We start from the raw sequence: 19046 nt of genomic DNA, 5'->3' as shown, positions 1-19046 counted from the left end.
CCCTATCTCCTTTGAAATTCGGGGCTGGCGAAGATCAGCGCAAGGGCCGCATCATGCGAGGGCGCGCGCCTGACCCAAGTGCGGGTCTCGGCGCTGGCCACCGGCCCGATCACCGCCTCGAGAAACGGCTCGGGATGGCGCGTCGCGGGCAGCGTGGCAGCAAATCCGCGCGCCCATTCAATCCGCCGCATCAGGCTTTCGGGTGCGATCCAATCCGCCGCCGTATCGCCCCAGCCCTGCGGCGAGGGGGCGGAAAACGGCAACTGCCCCAGCGCTTGCAACGGCACAAACAGATCGGCACGCGTCGCCCGGATACGCTCGCTGGCGCGGTGCACCGAGAGCACATAGTCGATCGGTGATTTCACCTTGGCCAGCGGATCAACCCAAGCCGCATCAAGGTTAATCAGCGCCCGCGACACCGCGCCCAAATCTCCGTCACTGTCACGAAACACCGTGGCGATCTGGGCCACCGCCGCCGCGGGTGGATCGTCAGCCACAAAATGACGCACCAGCTTCGTCGCGATATGCTGCGCGGTGGCCGGATGACGCGCCAGATCGTCAAGGATCGCCATGCCCTCCGCGACCCCCGCCTCCTCATAGCGGCGGCCCAGCACAGTTTTCGCCCCCGGCTCGTGATAGCGCGGCAGAAAGGCAAACCCGCCGTGCCCCTCGGTCTCGCCCTCGTCCGCATCCATCCCGCCATGCCCCCAACCGCTGAGCGCCTTGGCCAGCGCGATGATATCCGCCTGCGTATAACCACCAGTCACCCCGAGCGTGTGCAACTCCAACACCTCCCGCGCGAGGTTTTCATTCAGCGTCTGCGCGGTGCCGCGCCGCCGGATCTGGCGCCGGCCAACCGGCGAATTGGGGCCAGCGGACGCCACATTATCAAGATAAATCAACATACAAGGATGGCTGATCACCGCCCTCAGCATATCCGAGAACCGCCCGAAAATATGCGGACGGATTGCCTCGCGTTCATAGGCGGGGATCGCCGGAGCGCTGACGCGGCGGGTCGTCGACAGGGTAAAATGATTGGACCAGAACAGCGTCATCCGGTCGACAAACGGGGTATCCGAGGCAATCATCAGCCGCAAACGCGCCACCATCGCGGGGTTATATTCGCGCCGGAACGCCCGCCGGATCGCCGCCGCGCGTGCCTCTGCCCCCTCTTGGCGGGCCGAGAATATCGCATGCAGGATATCCGCCGAGGATCGGCGGCGCGCATAAACAAGTGGATATCGCGGGTCCGGGGTGATCTGCGCCTGCAGCCAGCCGCGCGGATCGCCGGCGACATGCGCCTCGTCACCGGGCGCCGCGCCAAGGCCAAAGCGATTGAGCGCAATGAAACTCGCGATCTCTCTCATCCCGCGCCTCCGATCCCCCCGATCCCCCGATCCCGATGAACCGCCGGTCAAGGTTAGCGCGCCGCCCCCCATGCCGATAGGGACAATCGCGCGCCCTGACCCAGATGTGTTCTGGCAACGCGCCACCGCCACCGCTATGGTGAGCGCAAGCACCCCGATTTTCCGCGCTACGCAAGGCACTACGATGACCAAAACCGTCTACATCCTGAACGGCCCCAACCTGAACCTTCTGGGTCAGCGCGAGCCCGAGATATACGGCGCCGAGACGCTCGATGACGTCGCCGTCGCCTGCGCGGACACGGCGAAGACCGCGGGTTTGACCTGCCGCTTCCTCCAGTCGAATTGGGAGGGGCAGCTGATCGACTGGATCCACGAAGCCCGCGATGCGGCGGCGGGGATTATCATCAATCCGGCGGCGCTGACGCATACCTCGGTGGCGATTTTGGACGCGCTCAATAGCTTTGACGGGCCGGTGATCGAGGTGCATATCTCGCAGGTGCACAAGCGCGAGGCCTTCCGCCATCACTCCTATGTCAGCCAGCGCGCCGATGCGGTGATGGCCGGTTTTGGCACCCATGGCTACCTTCTGGCGCTGCGCCATATGCAGCATTTGCTGGCCTAACCGGTGGCGCCGGGGCTGCAATTTTCGGCGAACCTCGGGCTTTTATGGACCGACCGTCCGTTGGTCGCGCGGATCCATGCGGCAAAAGCGGCGGGCTTTGCGGCGGTGGAATGCCATTGGCCCTTTGACACCCCTGCCAGCATGGTTAAGCGCACCTTAACCGAGGCCAATTTGCCGATGTTGGCGCTCAACACCTCGCCCGGAGATCTGGCGTCGGGCGACTTCGGGATCTGCGCGCTCAAGGGCCGCGAGGAGGAGGCGAAAGCGGCGATCTGCGAGGCAATCACCTATGCCGCAGAGGTCGGCGCCAGAGCTGTGCATGTGATGGCAGGGAAAGGCGGTGACCAAAATGTGTTCATCGAAGCCCTTGAATTCGCATGCGAATTATCCGCGCCCTTGGGGTTGGATATATTGATCGAGCCGCTCAACCCCTATGACGTGCCCGATTACCTCCTGTCGACAACCGACCAAGCCAAGGCCGCGATCGAAACACTCAACCGGCCCAATTTAAAGTTAATGTTTGACTGCTATCACGTCGCACGCACCGAGGGCGCGGTTCTGGAGCGGTTCACTACCCTGCAACCCCTGATCGGCCATATCCAGATCGCCGCCGTGCCGGATCGCGGCGCACCGGATCACGGGGACATTGCCTATTCAACGCTGCTGCCCGAGTTCTCGCGCCTTGGCTGGCAACACCCAATCGGTGCGGAATACCGGCCCGAGGGCACCACCGAGGCCAGCTTGGGCTGGATGCGCGACTTCAAAAGTTGATCCCTCAGATCGGCGTGGGCGTCATGTGATAGCCTTTCCGCAGCACCAATTCCAGCGTCAACGTGGGTTTCGCACGCGCAGCATTCCTGCGCCAATCAGCCACCCCGATAGCCTTGGCTTATACCGCCTCACATACTTCGGATTTGCCCAAAGACCGGCGGCGGCGCATCCTGCAGACCACTGAGATGGAGAGGCAAATGTCCAATAAAACCGCTTTGATTGTCAGCGCTCATGCCGCGGATTTCGTCTGGCGCTGCGGCGGTGCGATCGCGCTGCACGCCGAACTGGGCTATGATGTGACCGTGGTTTGCCTGTCCTTTGGTGAGCGCGGCGAAAGCGCAAAACTGTGGAAACAGCCGGGGATGACGCTGGATGTGGTTAAGGCCAACCGCCGCGAGGAGGCGGAAAACGCCGCTGCAGCCCTGGGCGTTCACGAGCTGATCTGCATGGATCTGGGCGATTACCCGATGGACATCACCCGCGACGACCGGTTTGCGTTGGTCGAAATCATGCGCAAGGTCCAGCCGAGTTTCATCATGAGCCACTCGAAATGGGACCCCTACAATTCCGACCATATGCAGACTACGCAATTGGTGCTGGAGTGCCGCTCGACGGCGCAGGCTTGGGGCCATAATCCGGGCGAGAAAGTGCTCGGCGCGCCGCAGGTCTATCTCTTTGAGCCGCATCAATCCGAGCAGATGGAGTGGAAGCCCGACACGTTCCTCGACATCACGCCGGTCTGGGACAAGAAGCGCGCGGCGATTGAATGCATGCAGGGGCAAGAGCATCTTTGGGAGTTCTACACCCGTGTGGCACAAAATCGTGCGAACCATTTCAAGCGCAACTCAGGTGGCCAATCCGGCGGGCGCGATTGCCGCTATGCCGAAGGCTTCCAGTCGATTTTTCCGCGCACAGTGGATGAGTTGTGATGCCTTCACAATGAAATTTCGGTGTGACTCCAATCGGTTAAAGGCCAAGCTATGAACGTTGTTATGCAGGACATCCCGCGCGCTGACCCCGATTTGATCGCGCGCCTCGGCGCCGCGGGCGTCGCAACCGTGCATGAGGCGCAGGGCCGCAGCGGGTTGATGAGCGCAAAGATGCGTCCAATCCAGCAGGATCTTGGCATCGCCGGCAGCGCGGTGACAATCAGCGCCGCGCCCGGTGACAACTGGATGATCCATGTCGCCATCGAGCAGTTGCGAGCGGGCGATATTCTGGTGCTCGCCCCGACCGCGCCTTGCGATATGGGGTATTTCGGCGATCTTCTGGCGACCAGCGCACAGGCGCGCGGCTGTCACGCGCTGATCATCGACGCCGGTGTGCGCGACACCAAAGACCTGCGGCAAATGGGCTTTGGCGTCTGGTCGACGGCGATCTCGGCACAGGGCACGGTCAAAGAGACGCTCGGCTCGGTGAATGTGCCCATCGTCTGCGCCGGTGCCTTGGTTAACCCTGGCGATATCATTGTTGCCGATGACGATGGCGTTTGCGTGGTCCCGCACGATCGGGCTGAGGCGGTGATGGCAGAAACACAAAAGCGGCTCGATGCCGAAGAGGCCAAACGCGCGCGCCTCGCTGCTGGCGAGCTTGGTCTCGACATTTATGAGATGCGTCCAAGGCTTGCGCAAAAGGGTCTGAAATACCTGTAAGCGCAGCCCCCCAGATGAAAGGCACCAGATGAGCCCCTCAGACGACGGTATCCCCTGCCTCTGGATGCGTGGCGGCACCTCTAAAGCTGCATATTTTCTCGCCTCCGATCTGCCAGCGGACACCGAGGCCCGCGATCATCTGCTTATGTCGATCATGGGCAGCCCCGATCCGCGCCAGATTGACGGGATCGGCGGGGCGGACCCGCTGACGTCCAAAGTTGCCATTCTCGGCCCCCCGTCGCGCGCGGATGCCGATGTCGATTACCTATTCTTGCAGGTATTCGTTGAAAAACCGTTAGTGAGCGACGCCCAGGGCTGCGGAAATATCCTTGCCGGTGTCGGGCCCGCGGCGATTGAACGCGGGCTGGTCGCGGCGCAGGAGGGCGTGACCGAGGTGCGTATCCACATGCGCAACACCGGCGAGATTGCCCGCGCCGAGGTGCAAACGCCGGGCCAGCGGGTGCGCTATGGCGGCGATGCGCAGATCGACGGGGTTCCGGGTGGGCACGCGCCAATTCCCTTGATGTTTCAAGGCATTGCCGGCTCTATGTGCGGAGCGCTTTTGCCCAGCGGGAGCACGGTGGATGTGATCGACGGCATCACCTGCACGCTGATCGACAATGGCATGCCCTGCGTCATTCTCGCCGCCAGCGACATGGGGATCTCGGGCACTGAGACCCGCGCGGAACTGGAGGAGAATTCCGCGCTGAAAGAGCGGCTCGAGCATATCCGTTTGCAGGCCGGACCTTTGATGAATCTCGGCGATGTCACCGAGAAATCGGTGCCCAAAATGACGCTGGTATCGCCTCCCCGACATGGCGGCGTGATCAACACGCGCAGCTTTATTCCGCATCGCTGTCATGCCTCGATCGGCGTGTTTGCGGCGGTGAGCGTGGCCACCGCCTGCACCCTGCGCGGCTCTCCCGCCGCAGAATTTGCCGTGATCCCCGAGGGCGCGCGGTTTGCCATCGAGCACCCCAGCGGCGCGGCCGAGGTCTTGTTGGAGCAGGATGCGCAGGGCGCCGTGACTGGTGCAGGCACCCTGCGCACGGCGCGAAAACTGTTTGACGGGCGCGTGTTTCCCTAAAATTCTGGCGACAGGGTGAGCGGGTAGCAAAAACACCCCTTACATTCATCAATGTGAATGCGTATATAGCGAGGACCCGCGATCACGGGTGCCGAAAAACGGGTTATGCAGTTAATGCATGATCTGAGCTTCGCCACGCAACATGTTGAAAGAATAGACTATGTCCTTTCGTCTGACAAATTACATTCCGGCGCTCGACTGGGGCAGCAGCTATACCCGCGAGACATTGTCAAACGACCTTGTTGCCGCCGTGATCGTCACCATCATGTTGATTCCGCAGTCTCTGGCCTATGCCTTGCTGGCGGGATTGCCGCCGGAAGCTGGGATTTACGCCTCGATCGCGCCGATCATCCTCTATGCAATTTTCGGCAGTTCGCGCGCCTTGGCGGTCGGGCCGGTGGCCGTGGTCTCGCTGATGACCGCCGCCGCCATCGGGCAGATCGCCGAAAGCGGCACCATGGGCTATGCCATCGCGGCGCTGACGCTAGCGTTTTTGTCGGGGGCGATCCTGCTGGTCATGGGCGTCTTTCGGCTTGGATTTCTGGCCAATTTTCTGAGCCATCCGGTGATTGCGGGTTTCATCACCGCCTCGGGCATCCTGATTGCCGCCAGCCAGCTTAAGCATTTGCTAGGCATCCCCGCGCATGGGCATACGCTGTTTCAGGTCATCTCCTCCTTGGCGCAGAATCTGGGCAGTGTGAATGTGATTACACTCGCGCTTGGCGCCTCGGCAACCGGATTTTTGTTCTGGGTTCGCAAGGGCTTAAAGCCGCGTCTTCGCGCTTTGGGACTATCGCCGAAACTGGCCGATGTGGGCACCAAAGCCGGACCTGTGGCGGCGGTCGTAGTAACCACTTTGGCGGTCTGGGGCTTTGGTTTGGAGGCGCAGGGCGTCGCGGTTGTCGGCATGGTGCCGCAAAGCCTGCCGCCCCTGACCATGCCGTCCTTCTCGCCCGATCTGCTCCGGCAATTGTTCATTCCGGCGCTGCTGATCTCGATCATCGGTTTTGTTGAATCGATCTCGGTGGCGCAGACCTTGGCCGCAAAAAAGCGCCAGCGGATCAACCCGGACCAAGAGTTGATCGGCCTCGGCGCGGCCAATATCGGGGCCTCTCTGACCGGCGGTTATCCGGTAACCGGCGGGTTTTCGCGCTCGGTGGTGAATTTCGACGCCGGTGCCGAGACCCCCGCCGCGGGCGCCTTCACCGCCGTCGGGTTGGCGATTGCCGCCGTGGCCTTGACGCCGCTGGTCTATTACCTGCCCAAAGCAACCCTCGCGGCAACCATCATCGTCGCGGTGCTTTCCCTCGTCGACTTCTCTATCCTGCGGAAAACATGGGGTTATTCGCGCGCCGATTTCTTTGCGGTGGCGGCGACGATTGTCCTGACGCTGGGTTTCGGCGTCGAGACCGGCGTCTCGGCTGGGGTCATCCTGTCGATTGCGCTGCATCTTTACAAAACCTCGCGCCCGCATGTCGCCGAGGTCGGTCTGGTGCCCGGCACGCAGCATTTTCGCAATATTCTGCGGCATGATGTAGAGACCGATGACAGCGTCTTAACCCTGCGCGTCGATGAAAGCCTCTATTTCGTCAACGCGCGGTTTCTTGAGGATCTGATCCTCGATCGCACCGGTGACGGGTCGCCGGTGAAACATGTCATTCTGATGTGTTCGGCGATCAACGAGATAGATTATTCGGCGCTCGAGAGCCTTGAGGCGATCAATTTGCAGCTCACCGAGATGGGGATCGGCTTGCATATGTCCGAGGTCAAAGGGCCGGTGATGGACAGGCTGAAGGGCTCGCACTTCCTGCGTGATCTCAACGGCCAGATTTTTCAGGCACAGTTTGATGCCTGGCGCGCGTTAACCCTAAATCGGGGCGCAGAGGTGGACCGAGTGGAGCGGATCAGCTGAACAGCGGCGCCATGCTGCGGGCGAATTGCTCCGAATTGAGCCAGTCGTGCAGCGTGTCAAAGGCCTGCGCGGCGATCTTTTCGCGCAGCGGGGCATCGGCAGCTACGCGGTGCACAGTGTCGTGGAAATCCGACAGATCCCAGGCAATCGGCACATAGGTTTCCCAAGGCACAAAGATGTCGGGCGCGGTCTCGATATGGCTCATGTCGGGCTTTAATAGCACCGCGCCGGCCATCACCGCCTCGTAATCGCGCCAGCAGACCTCGCCATAGCCGAAGGGGCTGAAACCGATTTTCGAGGCGCGCATCTCGACCATAAACCGCGGCAAGGGCACGCCCTCGCCCTGCGCGATGGTCAGATCAGAAAGCCCCGCCAACGCCGCCTCGGCCTCGCCGCGCATCGCCTGATACCAGGGCGTGCCGCCCACGGCAAATCGCGCATGCAGGTCAATATTGCGCCCCGCACTGGTCGGACGCCGTCCCGTGAGCGCCGGCAGTATCCCCGGCGCGGTGGCGAAGGACGGGCCGAGGATCAGCTTGTCCATAAACCCGTCAGGGATGGCAAAGCATTGTTCCGGCTCATCAATATTAAAGCGGCGGTTGAAGTAATCGGTCAGGTTGGTATCGCCGCGCGTCACCTGACCGTAAGCGCTGCGGTCTTTGAGCAGGTGCTTTTTGACATAGAGATCGACCAGCGGATCCATCCGTTCCGCGTTGCGCAGATCGGTGGGGGCGAACCAATCCAGATAGACCAAGCGCGCGTCGGGATTATCCGTGCGCAGCCGGTCCACCAATTGGGTCAACTCGGCGTCGGGAATGTCAAAGGGGGTCTGAAACGCCACCACGCTGGCGCCCTTGGCGCGCTGTTCCGCACCGGCGAGCACCTGCCATGTGTCACTCTCACGGACCTCGGCGCCGTAAAGGCGCTTGAGATCCTTGGCATAGTGATGGAAGGGAAAAATCTGGCTCTGCGGGATGCGTTCAGGCTGGCTGACCAGCAACAGCCGCGCCGCGCTATGACCTGAAAACGGCTGCGCCATCGCCCGCGCGCGCAGCTTTTCGGCGCGGCGACGGCGGGCATAGATACGCAGACGGTTGGCAAAAACATCAACGGGCGAGATACTCATAACAACGGCCTCTGGTTGAGGTGCAGCATGCGGGCGGAGGGCGGAGCCAGAGGGGTGACGCCCATGCGTTAACCATCCTTGGCAATAAATTGCCCGAAACGACCGGCATGAAACACCAATGGCGCCGCATTCCGGTGGCGCGCCGCCACGACCCGTCCGATGATAATCGCGTGATCGCCACCGTCATGGCGCGCCTCGAACGCGCATTCAAACACCGCCAGACAGCCCGGCAAGATCGGCACGCCCTGCGCGTTCACGCTGGCCACCTGCCCGTCCGGCAAGTTGAAATCATGCCCCTGCCGCGCGAAATGCGCACCAAGCGCGGCCTGATCGGCGGCCAGCACATGGATGGCGAAATGCGGCGCTTCGGCAAAGGCCTCAAAGCGGCGCGAGGCTTTCGCCGGTGACCAAAGCACCAAGGGCGGGTCCAGCGACAGCGAGGCGAAACTATTCGCGGTGATTGCCAGCGGGCCGATGGCACTATCGGTGGTGATCACCGTCACACCGGTTGAAAAGGCTCCGAGCGCATCGCGGAACTGCCGCTCGGTCGCGGGGCCGGGCAGGAAAACATCAAGATCCATCGGGTCGCTTTCTCGGGCTGCTCGAATAAAACTCATAGATGTGTCCATAACCCTTGTTTACTTGGGAATGCCAGAGAAACACGGCCATTTTGCGGCATTTCGCCGCCCCGCGGGTCCGGCAAGTCACCTCTCGACAAAGTGATTCCCGATAACTAGCGTCCAATTTCGAGAAATCCCGACGAAGGCAATTCCCATGACACGCAAGATCATCATCGACACTGACCCCGGCCAGGACGACGCCGTTGCTATCCTTTTGGCGCTGGCCTCGCCCGAGTTGCAGGTGCTGGGAATCACCTGTGTGGCGGGCAATGTGCCGCTGCCGCTGACCGTGCGCAACGCGCAACTGGTCTGCGAATTGGCCGGGCGGCGCGAGGTCAAAATCTATGCGGGCTGCGACCGGCCGATGTCGCGGCTCTTGGTGACTGCCGAGAATGTGCATGGCAAGACCGGCCTTGACGGGATCACCCTGCCCGATCCGACGATGCCGCTGCAGTCGCAGCATGCGGTGGATTTCCTGATTGAGACCCTGCGCAGCGAGCCTGCGGGCAGCGTCACTTTAGTGCCGATCGGGCCGTTAACCAATATCGCCACGGCGCTGGAACGCGCCCCCGATATTGCCGAGCGGATCGCCGAGATCGTGATGATGGCCGGCGCCTATTTCGAGGTTGGCAATGTCACGCCCTCGGCGGAGTTCAACATTTTCGTCGATCCACAGGCCGCCGATATCGTCTTTCGCTCAGGCATTGCGCTAACCGTGATGCCGCTGGATGTGACGCATAAGGCGCTGACCAACCGCGCGCGGATCGAGGCGTTTCGCGCCCTGCCCGGCAAGGTCGGACCGGTGGTGGCCAGTTGGGCGGATTTCTTCGAGCGCTATGATATGGAGAAATACGGCTCGGAGGGGGCGCCGCTGCATGACCCCTGCGCGATTGCCTATTTGCTCAATCCTGACCTGTTCAACGGCCGCCATATCAACGTCGAAATCGAGACCGGCAGCGAGTTAACCATGGGTATGACGGTCGCCGATTGGTGGCATGTCACCGACCGTCCACCCAACGCCTATTTCATCGGTGAGGTCGATGCCGATAGGTATTTCGCGCTGCTAACCGAGCGTATCGCGCTGCTCTGAACCGCGACACGCGCGGGCAACCCCTTAATTTATCACGAAATTTCAAAGGGCTGATCCTCATAAGGGGTCAGCCCTTTGGCCTTTGCAGAGGCCCTATTTCCGGTTTCAAATAATTTTCAACGCAGGAATTTTACCAGTTGATAAAATTTCAATCTGTGGCACTCTGAAAAGAAAAACCAGCAAATCCCAACCCGGAGGTAGCCCGTGACCAATTCCCCGCAGACTGACGGCATCACAGCCGCGCGCCTTGACCGCGCGACGGTGGCCGCGAATTTTGACGATCTTTACCCCGATTTCGATGCCCATGAGGCGCGTGTCGCCGCAGACCGCTGCTATTTTTGCTATGACGCGCCCTGTATCACCGCTTGCCCGACGGCGATCGACATTCCGCTGTTCATCCGCCAAATTCAGGCCGGCATGCCGGATGCGGCGGCGCATACGATCCTGTCGCAAAACATCCTCGGCTCGATGTGCGCGCGGGTCTGCCCGACCGAAACCCTCTGCGAAGGCGCCTGTGTGCGCGAAGCCGCCGAGGGCAACCCGGTCGAGATCGGCCGCTTGCAGCGCTATGCCACTGACCAGCTTTTGCTGGTGAATGACCACCCGTTCACCCGCGCCGCCGAGACCGGCAAACGCATTGCCGTCGTCGGCGCCGGCCCCGCCGGTCTGGGCTGCGCGCATCGGCTGGCGATGAAAGGCCATAACGTCACCATTTACGACGCCCATGCGAAACCCGGCGGTCTGAACGAATACGGGATCGCCGCCTATAAAGCCGCCAATAACATCGCCCAGATCGAGGTTGACTGGCTGATGGGCATCGGCGGCATCGAAATTGTCACCGGCAAAGCCCTGGGCAAGGATCTCTCGCTTGACAGTCTGAAGGGCGAGTATGACGCGGTGTTCCTTGGCATGGGGCTGGCGGGTGTGAATGCGCTCGGCATCGACGGCGCCGAGAAAGACGGCGTGCGCGATGCGGTGGATTTCATCGCCGATCTGCGCCAGACCGACGACCTCACCACCCTGCCCATCGGGCGTCATGTGGTGGTGATCGGCGGCGGGATGACCGCGGTGGATGCCGCCGTGCAATCGCGTCTACTGGGCGCCGAACATGTGACGATGGTCTACCGCCGCGGGCGCGAGGCGATGGCGGCCTCGGATTATGAGCTTGACCACGCGGCCACCGAGGGTGTGAAATTGATCACCGACGCCGCCCCTGTGGCGGTGCATGGCAATGGCGCCGCGCGTGAGATCGAGTTCGGCTATACCCGCAGCGGCCCCAATGGCCTCGAGATGACCGGCGAAACCTTTCGCCTGCGCGCCGACAATGTGTTCAAGGCGATTGGCCAGACGCTGGAGGGCGCGCCGGAAACACTGAGCATCGAGCGCGGCAAGATCGTGATTGATGCCGTGGGCAAAACCAGCCTCGCCGGCGTTTGGGCGGGCGGCGACTGCGCGACGGGCGGCGAGGATCTGACGGTCACCGCCGTGGCGCAGGGGCGCGATGCCGCCGAGGATATTCACGCGGCGCTGTCGCAGTAAACACCGGTTTATCGGGGTCGCTGGCAAGGCCGCACCCTGTGGAGGACGTAAAAATGGCAGATCTGACAACCAATTTCGCCGGGATCAAATCCCCGAACCCGTTCTGGCTGGCCTCGGCGCCGCCCACGGATAAGGAATACAATGTGGTGCGCGCCTTCAAGGCGGGCTGGGGCGGCGTGGTGTGGAAAACGCTGGGCTCCGAGGGGCCGCCGGTGGTCAACGTTAACGGCCCGCGCTACGGCGCGATCTATGGTGCCGACCGGCGTTTGCTGGGGCTCAACAACATCGAATTGATCACCGACCGGCCGCTGGAAATCAACCTGCAAGAGATCAAAAAGGTCAAACGTGAGTGGAAGGACCGCGCGCTGATCGTCAGCCTGATGGTGCCCTGTGACGAGCAAAGCTGGATCGATATTCTGGCCCATGTCGAGGATACCGGTGCCGATGGGGTCGAGCTGAACTTTGGCTGCCCGCATGGGATGGCCGAGCGTGGCATGGGCAGCGCCGTGGGTCAGGTGCCCGAATACATCGAAATGGTCACCCGCTGGGTCAAGAAACACTCGCGGATGCCCTGTATCGTCAAGCTGACGCCGAATATCACCGACATTCGCCAGCCCGCCGAAGCGGCGATGCGCGGTGGCGCCGATGCGGTCAGCCTGATCAACACGATCAATTCGATCACCAGCGTGAACCTTGACAGTTTCGCGCCTGAGCCGACGATTGACGGCAAGGGCGCCCATGGCGGCTATTGCGGACCGGCGGTCAAGCCGATTGCGCTGAATATGGTCGCCGAGATCGCCCGCAGCGCCGAGACCGCGCATCTGCCGATTTCGGGCATTGGCGGTGTGACCACCTGGCGCGATGCGGCTGAATTTCTGGCGCTCGGTGCCGGATCGGTGCAGGTCTGCACGGCGGCAATGACCTACGGGTTTGATATCATTAAAGAGTTGAACGCCGGTCTCAGCCTGTGGATGGATCAAAAGGGGCTGAATTCGATCGACGATGTGGTCCGCCGCGCGGTGCCGAATGTCACCGATTGGAAGGATCTGAACCTGAATTACGTCACCAAAGCGGTGATCAATCAGGATCTCTGCATCAGCTGCGGACGTTGTTATGCGGCCTGCGAGGATACCTCGCATCAGGCGATTGCCATGTCGCCAGACCGTGTGTTTACGGTCAAGGACGAGGAATGCGTGGCCTGCAACCTTTGCGTCAACGTCTGTCCGGTGGAGGATTGCATCACCATGGAGCAAATGCAGCCCGGTATGGTCGATCCGCGCACCGGTGAGGTGGTCTCGGATAAGCACGGCGACTGGACGCAGCATCCGAATAACCCGATGGTTGCGGCGGCCGAATAATCCCATCGCCATATGGCAAACCCAAAGCCGGCGCGTCACTGTGACTGCGCCGGCTTTGTTATTTATTCGTGCCCGAGGGCCAATGTGAGGCAGGGATACGGTGGCATGTAGGTGCGCGCTGGTCGTGGGGGATGCGTGGGCTGCGCGGGTTGGAATGTCGCGCAAACCCGCGTCAGATCTTGAGGTTCACCGTCGGATCGGCGCTTTCCGAAGTGCCAAGATAGAGCGGCGCGCGCTCAGTCGCAGATGAACGCTCGGTCACAGCGGGGCGCTCCGCCTCATCCCCACCGGTCCCCTCCGCCACTTGCTCGTCCCGCGCCTCGGCAACGGCGTCGCTATCTGCCTCCGCAGCCACCTCGGGCACCGCGAAGTCCACCTCGGGGACGGTATTCGCCTGCTCCTGAATGGTCTCCGGTGGCGGCTCATAAGGGACTTTGGCGGCACGGTCGCGCATATCCTCCAACACATTGATTTCAAAGGTTGGTGGCGGGCCGACCGGTCTGTCGCGCGCGGTTTCACCGCGGACATCGCGCGGCGAGACCGAAGGCTCCACCGGGCGCAGGGCCTGCGCGGTTTCCGTGGCGGGGGCGCGATTGGCCGCGGCCACCCCCTGCCCGACCACGCCATAGGCGCGCACATCGAACGCCGTGCCCGGAATGGAGACCGGAGCAATGCCAGCAATCATAGCAGCCTCCTTGGCTATCACTTCGGGCCCAGTCTGGCAGCTCAGGCTTAATAGCGGCTTAACCTTTCAAATTGTCTGTAAAAAAGGGCACCCGTCGCCGGATGCCCTGTCTCATCTGTCTAAATGCTCATCGCTTAACCCACGACGACCAGCCGCGAGAGGCGGCGACATCACCGCCCGCAACCCGAGCCAGCTTCAGCCGCGTAGCACCGAACGGCCCGCATAGATCGCCACATCGCCCAGCATTTCCTCGATACGGATCAACTGGTTATACTTGGCCAACCGGTCCGAGCGCGCCAGCGAGCCGGTCTTGATCTGCCCGCAATTGGTGGCGACCGCCAGATCGGCAATCGTCGCATCCTCGGTCTCGCCGGAACGGTGCGACATCACATTGGTATAGCGCGCGCGATGCGCCATATCGACAGCTTCCAGCGTCTCGGACAGGGTGCCGATCTGGTTGACCTTGACCAGCATCGAGTTTGCCACCCCGCGCGAGATCCCATCGGCCAGACGCTCGGGGTTGGTGACAAAGAGATCGTCGCCAACCAGTTGCACGCGGTCGCCCAGAGCCTCGGTCAGCAGTTTCCAGCCGTCCCAATCGTCCTCGGCGCAGCCATCCTCGATCGACAGGATCGGGTAATCGTCACACAGCGCTTTCAGATAGGCGACATTCTCGGCCGCAGTCAGGCTTTTGCCCTCGCCGGTCATCTCGTATTTGCCGTCTCTATAGTATTCGGTCGCCGCGCAATCGAGCGCCAGATAGATATCCTCACCCGGCACATATCCGGCTTTTTCAATCGATTTGAGGATGAAATCCAGCGCGTCGCGGGCCGAATTCAGGTTCGGCGCAAAGCCGCCCTCATCGCCGATACCGGTGGACAGGCCGGCGGCGCTCAGCTCTTTTTTCAGCGTGTGAAAGACCTCGGCCCCCATCCGCACCGCCTCGCGGATATTCGCCGCCGAGACCGGCATGATCATGAATTCCTGAATGTCGATCGGGTTGTCGGCATGTTCGCCGCCATTGATGATATTCATCATCGGCACCGGCAGAACCCGCGCGGCAGTGCCACCGACATAGCGATAGAGCGGCTGGCCGGTGGCTTCGGCGGCGGCTTTGGCAATCGCCAGCGACACGCCAAGGATCGCATTGGCGCCAAGCCGGGCCTTGTTCGGGGTGCCGTCAATCTCGATCAGCGCGGCGTCAATCGCCTGCTGTTCGGTGGCGTCAAAACCGACCAGCGCATCGGCGATCTCGCCGTTGACTGCCTCAACCGCGCCCAAGACGCCCTTGCCGAGATAGCGCGCTGCATCGCCGTCGCGCAGTTCCACCGCCTCATGGGCACCGGTCGAGGCGCCCGAGGGCACCGCCGCGCGGCCCAAAGTGCCGTCTTCGAGGATAACATCCACTTCGACCGTCGGGTTGCCCCGGCTATCGAGGATTTCGCGGCCAATGATATCAATGATCGTGGTCATGCTCTGCGCCCCTTTTGCTCTGCGTTGGCGGTTCTATACTGCGCCACCCGCCGCGGTGGAAGGGCGCGCGCGCAGGTTACCGCAACCAGTGACGAATTTGCCAGCTCTGGCGGTCGCTTAGGCGGTCAGTCGGCCAGTCAGATGGGCGGCCAGTCGGGCTAAGGTTCAGGCGCGGGTGACGCTACGGCGCAACCGCATTTCGCGCATCAAGGTGTAAAGCCCCGCCGCAACGATCAAAAACGCGCCGATCAGGGTCAGAAGGTCGGGCCGCTCGCCAAAGACAATCACCCCGATCAACATGCCAAACACCAGCCGCGAATAGCGAAACGGCATGGTCAACCCGATATCGCCAACGCGTGTCGCCAGAACGAGGGTGATATAGCCCAGAATACCCGCCAGCAGGGTCAGCGCCTGCAGCCCCCAATCCAGCGCGGTGGGCACGATCAGGGGATCGCCGCGCAGCAGCAGCAGGATCACCCCGCCGGGGATCGCCGCGGCAAACCCCCAGCCCGAGACCTGGCTTGAGGCCACCGTCGCGGGCACATTGCGGGTCGCCAAATCGCGCACGGTCAGCGCCACCACCGCGCCCAAGGGCAACAGCACATAAGGATCAAACCCCGAGGCTCCGGGGCGCACAATCATCATCACACCGGCAAAGCCGATGACAATCGCGCTCCAGCGCCGCCAGCCAACCGGTTCGCGCAAGAACACGGCAGCGGCCAGCGTCACGGTCAGCGGCATCGCCTGCAACACCGCGGTCACCACGCTGAGCGGCGCCATGGAGATGCTCAACAGCATGAAAATCACCGCAAACAACTCGGCAAAGGTCCGCAGGAACACCGCGCCGCGCAAGGCTTTGCGGTCAAACAGACTATAGCCCTGCACATAGGCCATGATGCCAAAGACCAGCGCGCCGCCAAAGCCCAGAAACAACCCGATCTGCCCGATCGGCACGCGCAGCGCCAGACCTTTGATCAGCGCATCCTCGGCGGCAAACCCCGCCATCGAGAGCACCATGAACATCGGGCCACGCAGGGTATTCATACAGGGCTCCGGTCCATCATAAAACGCTCACCCCCGACAAACACCATGTGGCGGGCAAGATCAACTCTCGAGTTTTACGCCATATAATTCAAGCCGGTGGCCTTCGAGCCGGTAGCCCAGCTTGCGCGCAATGGCTTCTTTCAGCGCCTCGATCTCGGGGTCACAGAATTCGATCACATCGCCATTGGCGAGATCGATCAGATGGTCATGATGCTCACGGTCGGCGTCTTCCCAACGCGCGCGCCCGTCGCCGAATTCGCGGCGCTCCAGAAGGCCGACATCCTCGAAGGCTTTGACCGTGCGGTAAACCGTCGCAATCGAGATCCGCGGGTCCAGATCCACCGCGCGCCGGTGCAATTCCTCGACATCGGGATGATCCTCGGCGGTTTCCAAAATCCCCGCGATGATCCGGCGCTGGCCAGTCAGCCGCAGACCCTTGGCCTCGCAACGCGCCACAAGCCCTTGTGAGGTTTCCGTTTTTGTCATGTCAGTGCCATTCGCCGATATATTAACCACCAGTCTAGGGGATATAGGACGGCGCGAAAAGGGCCAATGCCCTGCGCGCCCAAGTCGCAGGGCCTTGGGGTTAGGGGGCTCGAACCCCCAGTTACGCGCCGTTTCCTTGATCGGTTATTGCGAAACCGCGTCCTAGCGCTGCCGCAATGCCTCATCAAGCACCGCCGCCAGCGCCTCAGATGACACCTCGGAGCTGACGAAACTGTCGCCGATATCACGCGCCAGAATGAACCGCATCTGCCCCATGACGACCTTTTTGTCCTGCGCCATTAGGGCGATCAGACCGTCGCGATCCGGCAGCTCACCGGCGATATCCGCGAGGCTGCGCTTCATCCCCATATCAGCGAGATGGGCGGCCACCCGCGCCGGCGCCTCTTGCGAGACCAGCCCCATGCGCGCCGAGAGATCAAAGGCCAGCAGGCAGCCAATCGCCACCCCCTCGCCGTGCAGCAAGCGGTCGGAATAACCGGTCGCGGCCTCAAGCGCATGGCCGAAGGTATGGCCGAGGTTTAGCAGCGCGCGGTCGCCCTGTTCGGTCTCGTCCCGCGCCACAATATCGGCCTTCATCTGCACCGCATGGCGCACCGCCGCCTGCCGCGTGCCTTTGTCACCGCGTGCCAAAGCGGGGCCGTTGACCTCAAGCCATTCGAAATACTCCGCGTCGCCCAACAGCCCGTATTTGACCACCTCGCCGTAGCCCGCGAGAAAATCGCGCGGCGGCAACGTGTCGAGGACATCAATATCCGCCAGCACCAAGGACGGCTGGTGAAAGGCACCGATCAGGTTCTTGCCCTGCGCCGAGTTGATGCCGGTCTTGCCGCCCACCGAACTGTCGACCTGCGCCAGCAAAGAGGTCGGGATTTGCACGAACCGCACCCCGCGGCGCAGGATTGCTGCGGCAAAGCCGACCAGATCGCCAATCACCCCGCCGCCCAAAGCGATGACAATATCGCCGCGCTCGACCTTCTGCTCGAGCAGCCACTCCACTGTGCGCTCGAGATGCGGCCAGCTCTTGGTTGATTCGCCCGGTGGCAGGATCAGCGCCTCCATCTCGATGCCCGCAGCCGCCAACCCCGCGCGCAGCGCTTCAAGGTGCAGATCAGCCACCGTGCGCTCGGTCACCACGGCAACGCGCGGGCGGTTGAGCAAGGGCGCGATCTCGGCACCCGCCCGCGCCATCAACCCGCGCCCGACACGCACCACATAGGAGCGCGCGCCCAGATCAACCGCCACATCGTCAATCGCATCCGCCATTGGGAAAATCTGCTCTGTCATCTCAACTCCTTGCCGATCCCGCGCTGCGGGCCTCGGCGATCAATGCAGCACATCAGGGCGGGTCAGGATCGCCTCAACGGTTTTTTGTGCTGTGTCTTCAATGGTATACTCGGGCCGCGCATCGACCATCAGATCGGCCTGCGCATAAGAGGGCTCGCGCTCGGCCATCAGACCGGCCAGCGTCGCCCGCGGATTAGCAGTGCGCAGCAAGGGCCGCGAGTCCTTGCGCCGCACCCGTTGCCACAGGGTCTCGAGATCGGCCTTGAGCCAGACCGAGACCCCCAACTCACTGATCAATGCGCGGGTGTCGGCGCGCAAAAACGCCCCGCCCCCCACCGACAACACGCTCGGGGTGCTGCCCAACAGCCGCGCGATCACCCGTGCCTCCTTGTCGCGAAAGAACGCCTCGCCGTCGCGGGCGAAGATTTCGCTGATCGTGGCATTGGCGGCAGTTTCGATCTCGGCGTCCGAATCTACGAAATCCACCCCTAGAATACGCGCCAACTCGCGGCCAACAGCAGACTTTCCAGCCCCCATCATGCCGACCATCACCACCGTCTTTTTCAATCTCGCCGTCATCACCTTGCCCGCGCCCTATCACAAGAGGGCGATTTTCAACTTATTGTCCTTGAATGGCGTGATCTTGCGATAAGTTCCAGCTATAAAACACCCAAGGAGCGCGGTGCAGGCCGCAAGCTCCGGGATACCAATAAGAGGATTGAGCCCCCATGTCCCGTTTCGACCGCCGTTATGATGAACGCCCGGGTTTTTTCGGCTACCTGTTTCGACTGCTGGTGATCCTGATCCTCTTTGGCGGACTCGGGTTCTTAGGCTTTGCCTATCTCGGCGATCTCAGCCGCGCCCCCGAACCGCGCAGCGTGCCGGTGGAGTTGACCACAGAATGAGCGC

19 protein-coding genes are annotated in these 19046 nt (G+C 62.1%); 10 read left to right on the top strand and 9 right to left on the bottom strand.

What is annotated here, in order from left to right; genetic code table 11:
* Nucleotides 1-2 precede the first annotated feature (2 nt).
* Nucleotides 3-1367, bottom strand: a complete 1365-nt coding sequence (locus tag DDE20_RS10230; RefSeq protein ID WP_165814485.1) for a DUF1800 domain-containing protein — start codon at nt 1365-1367, stop codon at nt 3-5.
* Nucleotides 1368-1551: 184 nt separating this feature from the next.
* On the opposite strand from DDE20_RS10230, the gene aroQ reads away from it, so the two are divergent.
* From aroQ to DDE20_RS10200, 6 genes are all read left to right on the top strand, one after another.
* Entirely contained in the window at nt 1552-1989 is a 438-nt protein-coding gene (aroQ, locus tag DDE20_RS10225) for a type II 3-dehydroquinate dehydratase (protein ID WP_116558407.1), read from the top strand.
* Nucleotides 1990-1992: 3 nt separating this feature from the next.
* Nucleotides 1993-2760, top strand: a complete 768-nt coding sequence (locus DDE20_RS10220) for a hydroxypyruvate isomerase family protein (protein ID WP_240607977.1) — start codon at nt 1993-1995, stop codon at nt 2758-2760.
* A 197-nt stretch (nt 2761-2957) separates the two neighbouring features.
* Entirely contained in the window at nt 2958-3689 is a 732-nt protein-coding gene (locus tag DDE20_RS10215; RefSeq protein ID WP_116558406.1) for a PIG-L deacetylase family protein, read from the top strand.
* Nucleotides 3690-3740: 51 nt separating this feature from the next.
* The gene (locus DDE20_RS10210) at nt 3741-4412 is read left to right on the top strand and encodes a 4-carboxy-4-hydroxy-2-oxoadipate aldolase/oxaloacetate decarboxylase (RefSeq protein ID WP_116558405.1); all 672 of its coding nucleotides are present in this window, start codon (nt 3741-3743) and stop codon (nt 4410-4412) included.
* 28 nt (nt 4413-4440) lie between these two features.
* The gene (locus DDE20_RS10205; protein ID WP_116558404.1) at nt 4441-5499 is read left to right on the top strand and encodes a 4-oxalomesaconate tautomerase; all 1059 of its coding nucleotides are present in this window, start codon (nt 4441-4443) and stop codon (nt 5497-5499) included.
* Nucleotides 5500-5659: 160 nt separating this feature from the next.
* Nucleotides 5660-7411 (top strand): SulP family inorganic anion transporter, encoded by a 1752-nt coding sequence (locus DDE20_RS10200; protein ID WP_116558403.1) that lies wholly within the window; start codon nt 5660-5662, stop codon nt 7409-7411.
* Here DDE20_RS10200 and DDE20_RS19130 read toward each other — a convergent pair.
* Nucleotides 7404-8537, bottom strand: coding sequence for a glycosyltransferase (locus DDE20_RS19130; RefSeq protein WP_205961650.1), 1134 nt, complete (start codon nt 8535-8537; stop codon nt 7404-7406). The genes DDE20_RS10200 and DDE20_RS19130 overlap by 8 nt on opposite strands.
* Before the next feature lie 68 nt (nt 8538-8605).
* Nucleotides 8606-9118, bottom strand: coding sequence for a flavin reductase family protein (locus tag DDE20_RS10190; RefSeq protein ID WP_116558402.1), 513 nt, complete (start codon nt 9116-9118; stop codon nt 8606-8608).
* Between the two features lie 193 nt (nt 9119-9311).
* On the opposite strand from DDE20_RS10190, the gene DDE20_RS10185 reads away from it, so the two are divergent.
* The 3 genes from DDE20_RS10185 (at nt 9312) to preA (ending at nt 13144) form a co-directional block, all read left to right on the top strand.
* Entirely contained in the window at nt 9312-10247 is a 936-nt protein-coding gene (locus tag DDE20_RS10185; protein WP_116558401.1) for a nucleoside hydrolase, read from the top strand.
* Nucleotides 10248-10451: 204 nt separating this feature from the next.
* Nucleotides 10452-11786, top strand: a complete 1335-nt coding sequence (locus DDE20_RS10180; protein ID WP_116558400.1) for an NAD(P)-dependent oxidoreductase — start codon at nt 10452-10454, stop codon at nt 11784-11786.
* Nucleotides 11787-11839: 53 nt separating this feature from the next.
* Nucleotides 11840-13144, top strand: coding sequence for an NAD-dependent dihydropyrimidine dehydrogenase subunit PreA (preA, locus tag DDE20_RS10175; RefSeq protein ID WP_116558399.1), 1305 nt, complete (start codon nt 11840-11842; stop codon nt 13142-13144).
* Nucleotides 13145-13316: 172 nt separating this feature from the next.
* Here preA and DDE20_RS10170 read toward each other — a convergent pair whose 3' ends face one another.
* The 6 genes from DDE20_RS10170 to DDE20_RS10145 form a co-directional block, all read right to left on the bottom strand.
* Complete coding sequence (locus DDE20_RS10170) at nt 13317-13829, bottom strand: hypothetical protein (RefSeq protein WP_116558398.1); 513 nt, start codon at nt 13827-13829, stop codon at nt 13317-13319.
* A 195-nt stretch (nt 13830-14024) separates the two neighbouring features.
* Nucleotides 14025-15302, bottom strand: coding sequence for a phosphopyruvate hydratase (eno, locus tag DDE20_RS10165; RefSeq protein WP_116558397.1), 1278 nt, complete (start codon nt 15300-15302; stop codon nt 14025-14027).
* Between the two features lie 165 nt (nt 15303-15467).
* Complete coding sequence (locus DDE20_RS10160; protein WP_116558396.1) at nt 15468-16346, bottom strand: DMT family transporter; 879 nt, start codon at nt 16344-16346, stop codon at nt 15468-15470.
* A 60-nt stretch (nt 16347-16406) separates the two neighbouring features.
* Entirely contained in the window at nt 16407-16832 is a 426-nt protein-coding gene (locus DDE20_RS10155) for a Fur family transcriptional regulator (protein ID WP_116558395.1), read from the bottom strand.
* Between the two features lie 162 nt (nt 16833-16994).
* Nucleotides 16995-18137, bottom strand: coding sequence for a 3-dehydroquinate synthase (gene aroB / locus DDE20_RS10150; RefSeq protein ID WP_240607976.1), 1143 nt, complete (start codon nt 18135-18137; stop codon nt 16995-16997).
* A 39-nt stretch (nt 18138-18176) separates the two neighbouring features.
* Nucleotides 18177-18716 (bottom strand): shikimate kinase, encoded by a 540-nt coding sequence (locus DDE20_RS10145; protein WP_116558394.1) that lies wholly within the window; start codon nt 18714-18716, stop codon nt 18177-18179.
* 149 nt (nt 18717-18865) lie between these two features.
* Here DDE20_RS10145 and DDE20_RS19010 point away from each other — a divergent pair, with 149 nt between their 5' ends.
* Entirely contained in the window at nt 18866-19042 is a 177-nt protein-coding gene (locus DDE20_RS19010; protein WP_165814484.1) for a hypothetical protein, read from the top strand.
* Nucleotides 19043-19046 lie beyond the last annotated feature (4 nt).

The organism is Pararhodobacter oceanensis, from assembly GCF_003076755.1.
In the GTDB taxonomy this organism is placed as follows: Bacteria; Pseudomonadota; Alphaproteobacteria; order Rhodobacterales; family Rhodobacteraceae; genus Pararhodobacter; species Pararhodobacter oceanensis.
Note: the sequence above shows the minus strand (reverse complement) of the source record. Positions and strands in the feature narration are given on the sequence as shown.